The following is a 5,167-nucleotide window of genomic DNA, read 5'->3' on the forward strand; positions in this document are numbered from 1 at the left end:
GATTTTCAAATTCGCTATGGTGTTCTCGACACAGCATCTACCTATCTCGGCTGGGGCAACGCCTGAGAGGCGCACACCGACAGGTTCTATCTAATACTTGTTTTTGTTTTAGACTATGTCTACTATCAGTCCATGTGCAGCACAGGGCGATCTGATGCACATCGGCAATGGTGCCGCAACTGCAGCGCAAATAGGAGACTAGATGAAACTGACCAGCATAGAAGGCCAAAGCGTTCCCCAGGTCGTATTCCGCACCCGCGATGATAATCAGTGGCGCGACGTCGGCACCGACGAACTTTTCAAGGGCAAGACCGTGATCGTGTTCTCCCTGCCCGGCGCCTATACCCCAACTTGTTCCTCCAGCCATCTGCCGCGCTACAACGAACTTGCGCCGACCTTTCGCGAAAATGGCGTAGATGACATCCTTTGCATGTCGGTGAATGACGCCTTTGTCATGGATGCCTGGGCCAAAGAACTGGCTGTCGAAAACATCCACCTGATTCCCGATGGTAATGGTGAATTCACGGAAGGCATGGGCATGCTGGTGGACAAGAGCGAACTTGGCTTCGGCAAGCGTTCCTGGCGCTACTCTATGCTGGTGAAGAATGGCGTCATCGAAAAAATGTTCATCGAGCCCGACAAGCCCGGTGATCCCTTCGAGGTGTCTTATGCGGATACCATGCTCCACTACCTCAACCCGGAGGCACGCGACCCCGAATTCATCACCGTCTTTACCCGCGAAGGCTGCCCGCATTGTGCTCGCGCCAAAGCACTTTTGAAGAGGCACGGCATGGCTTTTGAAGAGATCAAAACGGGTATGGGTACCGGCGTCAGTTCGCGGACGATTCGCGCGGTGAGCGGACGTTCGACCGTGCCGCAGGTCTTTATCGGCGGCAAACACATCGGCGGTGCCGACGATCTGGAGAATTACTTCGGCGGGAAGTAAAGTCTTAACACCTGCTCTGGGTCGTTACCCGCTTTAACACCCCGCAAAACGGAGACGTCATGACGCAATCCTATGATCTCATTGTTATCGGTGGGGGCAGCGGCGGCATCGCCATGGCCAACCGCGCCGCCCGCTATGGGGCAAGCACCGCGCTGATCGCCGCCGGTCCATTGGGCGGCACCTGCGTGAATGCAGGCTGCGTCCCCAAAAAAATCTTCTGGAATGCCGCTCACCTTGCCGGGCAAATGAAAATGGCGGAAGAATACGGCTTCGATGCCGTAGCACCCCGTTTCCACTGGGAACTCCTGAAGTATCAGCGCGACGCCTACATCGGACGACTCAATGGCCGCTATGCCCAGGGCCTGAATGGTAATGGCGTTACCTTGATTCGCGGGCATGCCCGTTTCTCCGGCGCGCATCAGGTCCGTGTGGACGACAACACACTAGAAGCCGAGCATATTCTGATCGCCACGGGCGGACAGCCGGTCTGGCCCAACATTCCGGGTGCCGAACTGGGCATCACCTCAGACGGCTTTTTTACCCTCGAAGGGATGCCGCGCTGTGTGGCTGTAGTGGGCGCCGGTTATATCGCCGTGGAGCTGGCAGGGGTACTCAACGCCCTCGGCAGCGACGTTTCTCTGGTTATGCGTCGCAAGCATTTCCTCAATGATTTCGAGCCGATGCTGCGCGAGAATCTGATGGATACCATGCTCCATCAAGGCATCAATCTCCTCGCCCAGCGCCAGGTCCGGGAAGTGGAAAAACGCGCCGATGGCTTGTGCCTGCACTTTCAGGACGGTGACTGCCTCGGTGGGCTGGACGCCATCATCTGGGCTATCGGCCGCCGCCCGAACAGCGCCGACCTTGGTCTGGAGCTCGCAAACATTACTGCCGACCCGCAGGGTTTTATCCCCGTGGATGCTTTCCAGAATACCCAGGCATCCGGCATCTACGCGGTTGGCGATGTCACCGCGGGCCCGGCACTCACGCCCGTCGCCATCGCCGCCGGGCGCCGTCTCGCCGACCGCATCTTCGGTGACCAGACGGAGCGGCATCTCGACCCTCGCCTGGTACCCACGGTGATCTTCAGTCATCCCCCCATAGCAACGGTCGGCCTCAGTGAGGCAGCCGCCCAGGAGCAATACGGAGAAGAGGCGGTCAAAGTCTACCAGACGACCTTCACCCCGATGCTTCGCGCCTTTTCGGCGGAACCGGAAAAAACCGCGATGAAGCTGGTCACGGTGGGCCGGGAGGAAAAGATTGTTGGCCTGCATGCCATCGGTGATGGTGTGGACGAAATGCTTCAGGGTTTTGCGGTAGCCCTGCGCATGGGCGCGACCAAACAGGATTTTGATGACACCATTGCCATCCATCCCACCAGTTCCGAGGAATTCGTCACCATGCGCTGATGGCTTCCGCGATGTGTCGGCAGCAGAGGATGCCATCGACGCGAGCCATTGGGTTACTTTTTGTTATGCAAATGCTTGAGGGCTTCCGGTCCCACAGAAGTGGTACAACTGCACTGCCGACAGTCCGCGAGCAACGGCACGGCATTTTCCAGCACTTTTCGCACCCGCCCCATTCCCTCGTGCATGACGGCATCAATGGCTTCCATGGTGATCGGTTCCGCCGACTTGCCCGCCGCCGGATTGACTACCAGCGACAAGGGCGCGTAGCACAGACCGATTTCCCGTGCCAGTACCGCTTCCGGAGCCCCAGTCATCCCCACCACATCTCCACCGTCCCTTTCGATACGGCGAATTTCGGCGATGGTTTCCAGGCGCGGGCCCTGGGTAGCCGCATAAGTGCCGCCGTCAATAACCACGATATCCGCAGATCCCGCCGCCTGCAGCAGACGCTCACGTACCCGCTGACAATAGGGCTGAGAAAAGTCGATATGCACCACCATGCTTTCCCCACCCTCAAAGAAGGTGCTGGGACGCCCACTGGTGTAATCAATCATCTGATCAGGCAGACAGAGGACGCCTGACTGCATGGATGCCGTGATTCCACCCACCGCCGCCACCGCGATAACATGCGTCACCCCGACATGGTGCAGCGCCCAGATATTGGCACGATAATTGACCCGGTGCGGAGGAATGGTGTGCCCATAACCATGGCGGGCAATAAACACCACCTCCTGTCCACCAAGCTGGCCAAAAGTCAGCGGGCCAGAAGTTTCACCGAAGGGGGTGCGAATCACCCGACGGTTGCGAATCTGCAAATTTTTGAGCCTGGTCAGACCGCTACCACCGATAATGCCCACCACACCCATCAGCCGTCCTCCGGCAAAACAAAAATACCCGGTGCATTCCGCCCCAGGCCGCGGGCATCCAGCCCGTAACCGAACACAAAGCGGTCCGGCACTTCCAGCCCCACGTAGTCCACCTGTACATCAATCGCGCGAGGACGGACTTTCCGCACCATCACCGCCGTATGAATGGCGGCAGCGCCCTCCGCCATGCAGTATTCCTGCAAAGCTTGCAGGGTGACGCCCTCATCAAGAATATCGTCCACCAGCAAAACCACAGCACCTGCCAGTGGTTCTTTGGGGCGCGTACGCCATTGCAAGGTACCACCACTGGTTTTCGCACCGTAGCGACCGACTTGTACACAGTCGAGCACCAGAGGGAAATGCAGGTGAGGCATCAGTTGACCGACCACCACGACGGCACCCGTCAGCACGCAAAGCAACACCACCGGACGATGCGGCGTCAGATGCTCCAGGTCCTTATTAATGGCAACGGCCATCCGCTGGATGGCCGTCTCCACCTCTTCCGCGCTAAACAGATGCTCAGCGGGCCCTAAGTGGGTAGGTGTCATAATGGCATTAGTAGGTAAAGGTGACCACGTCGTCGTCCATGGCCTGCTCAATGACATAAGCGCCACCGACGATGTCCTGGATTTCGGGGATCAGGTCTTCCTTGGTGCATTCCCACAATTCAAGGGTCGGGGTACAGACAAAGAATTTCACACCTGCTTCATGGGCATCCTTGATAAAGTCATAGACGCTCTTGGGGCTGCCCGGCATAACAAACATTTTCTCCGCAACCCCCTTCTTGGCCAGCTCGCCAGCGCGGGCGGTCAGCACCACTTCGACCTCAAAATCCATCGCGGCAGCCACCGTCGCCTGAAAGAAAGGCGCACCCAACTCCTGGGGGTTGGATGGATCGGTGTTCACCATAACCATCAACAATTTATCAGCCATGTATATCTCCTTAAAAAATTCGGCCTGCCCATCATAGCCGTCCCAGTCCGGCGCCGCGCCATGAAATGATTGATTACACCATAAAAAGTCACAGGGCCATATCAAGCGTTCTTAGATATCGGTTTCCTGTGCCTCAATACGGCGCGCCCGGCTGGCCCGGGTCAGAATATCCCGCTCCTCTGCCAATGCCCGCTTGGCCACCTGAATAGCCTCCAGCAGATCCTGGCGTTTGGACTCGACCAAGTCACCACCCGCATCCATCAGGCGTGCGGTTTTTTCCTGGATTTCATCAATGAGCACACTGATACGTTCTTCGGCCAGCGACTCCATATTGCGCAAGCGATCCCGTCCCTTATCCATAGCGCGGCGCAATTCCTGGCGTGTCTCTGCGCCACTGGCCGGGGCCAACAACAGGGCGCCAACCGCGCCAACCAGCACTCCGATAACAAAGCCTTCTGCATTCTTCATTGTCGTCTCCTCGCTGTTTCCAGCTAATGTTTCCGGGAAAAATAACGCCACCCTGTGCGCAGCGCACGGTACCACAGTCCCATCTCGTGTATCGGCCGAACCAGGGTATCCGTCGTATCCATGATCTCCTGACTCAGATATCTGAGTGTGGAATCCACCCGCCCCATCTGTATTCGCCCGGTCTGGGTGATGTGTTTAATGTCCGCCAAGGCCACCTTGGCATCAAATACCAGCGGTCCGATGTCCTGTTCAACCCTGGCCAGCAGCCTTTTCAGACGCAACTGGGCCCGTATCAGCACAACCGCTGTCACCGCGATGATCAACAGAATAATGATCATGACAATGGCAATGATGGTTACCCCCGCACTGACACTCATCCTTTCCCCCAGAGCTTCCGCATATCGAAAGCAACCCTCTTAACGCAGTGAAGAGCAACAACCCGACTATGACCCCTGGCCCACCCCGTCATCTTATCGCATTATAAGCCGCATCTGCAGTCTGGGTAAAATCGCAGGTGCCGATATGACGCGCGCAGGCTTCACCAG

At 57.5% G+C, this 5,167-nt stretch carries 7 protein-coding genes; 2 read left to right on the plus strand and 5 right to left on the minus strand.

Going from position 1 to position 5,167, the window contains the following annotated elements; all coding sequences use genetic code 11:
* Positions 1-202 precede the first annotated feature (202 nt).
* Positions 203-946, plus strand: a complete 744-nt coding sequence (locus AC2VNK_RS06255) for a glutathione peroxidase (protein ID WP_486883201.1) — start codon at positions 203-205, stop codon at positions 944-946.
* Between the two features lie 59 nt (positions 947-1,005).
* Positions 1,006-2,355, plus strand: a complete 1,350-nt coding sequence (gene gorA / locus AC2VNK_RS06260; protein ID WP_486883202.1) for a glutathione-disulfide reductase — start codon at positions 1,006-1,008, stop codon at positions 2,353-2,355.
* Between the two features lie 53 nt (positions 2,356-2,408).
* Here gorA and AC2VNK_RS06265 read toward each other — a convergent pair whose 3' ends face one another.
* The 5 genes from AC2VNK_RS06265 to AC2VNK_RS06285 all read right to left on the minus strand — a co-directional run bounded on the left by AC2VNK_RS06265 (position 2,409) and on the right by AC2VNK_RS06285 (position 4,999).
* Positions 2,409-3,221 (minus strand): S-methyl-5'-thioinosine phosphorylase, encoded by an 813-nt coding sequence (locus AC2VNK_RS06265; RefSeq protein WP_486883203.1) that lies wholly within the window; start codon positions 3,219-3,221, stop codon positions 2,409-2,411.
* Positions 3,221-3,769 (minus strand): hypoxanthine-guanine phosphoribosyltransferase, encoded by a 549-nt coding sequence (locus tag AC2VNK_RS06270; RefSeq protein WP_486883204.1) that lies wholly within the window; start codon positions 3,767-3,769, stop codon positions 3,221-3,223. The genes AC2VNK_RS06265 and AC2VNK_RS06270 overlap by 1 nt, the downstream gene beginning before the upstream one ends.
* 7 nt (positions 3,770-3,776) lie before the next feature.
* A complete protein-coding gene (locus AC2VNK_RS06275; protein ID WP_012536107.1) occupies positions 3,777-4,154 on the minus strand; it encodes a DsrE family protein in 378 nt (125 codons plus the stop codon).
* A gap of 111 nt (positions 4,155-4,265) precedes the next feature.
* Complete coding sequence (locus tag AC2VNK_RS06280; RefSeq protein ID WP_291523282.1) at positions 4,266-4,622, minus strand: YtxH domain-containing protein; 357 nt, start codon at positions 4,620-4,622, stop codon at positions 4,266-4,268.
* A 23-nt stretch (positions 4,623-4,645) separates the two neighbouring features.
* Positions 4,646-4,999 (minus strand): hypothetical protein, encoded by a 354-nt coding sequence (locus tag AC2VNK_RS06285; protein ID WP_291523284.1) that lies wholly within the window; start codon positions 4,997-4,999, stop codon positions 4,646-4,648.
* Between the last annotated feature and the right edge of the window lie 168 nt (positions 5,000-5,167).

The organism is Acidithiobacillus sp. TH-A35, assembly GCF_057473505.1.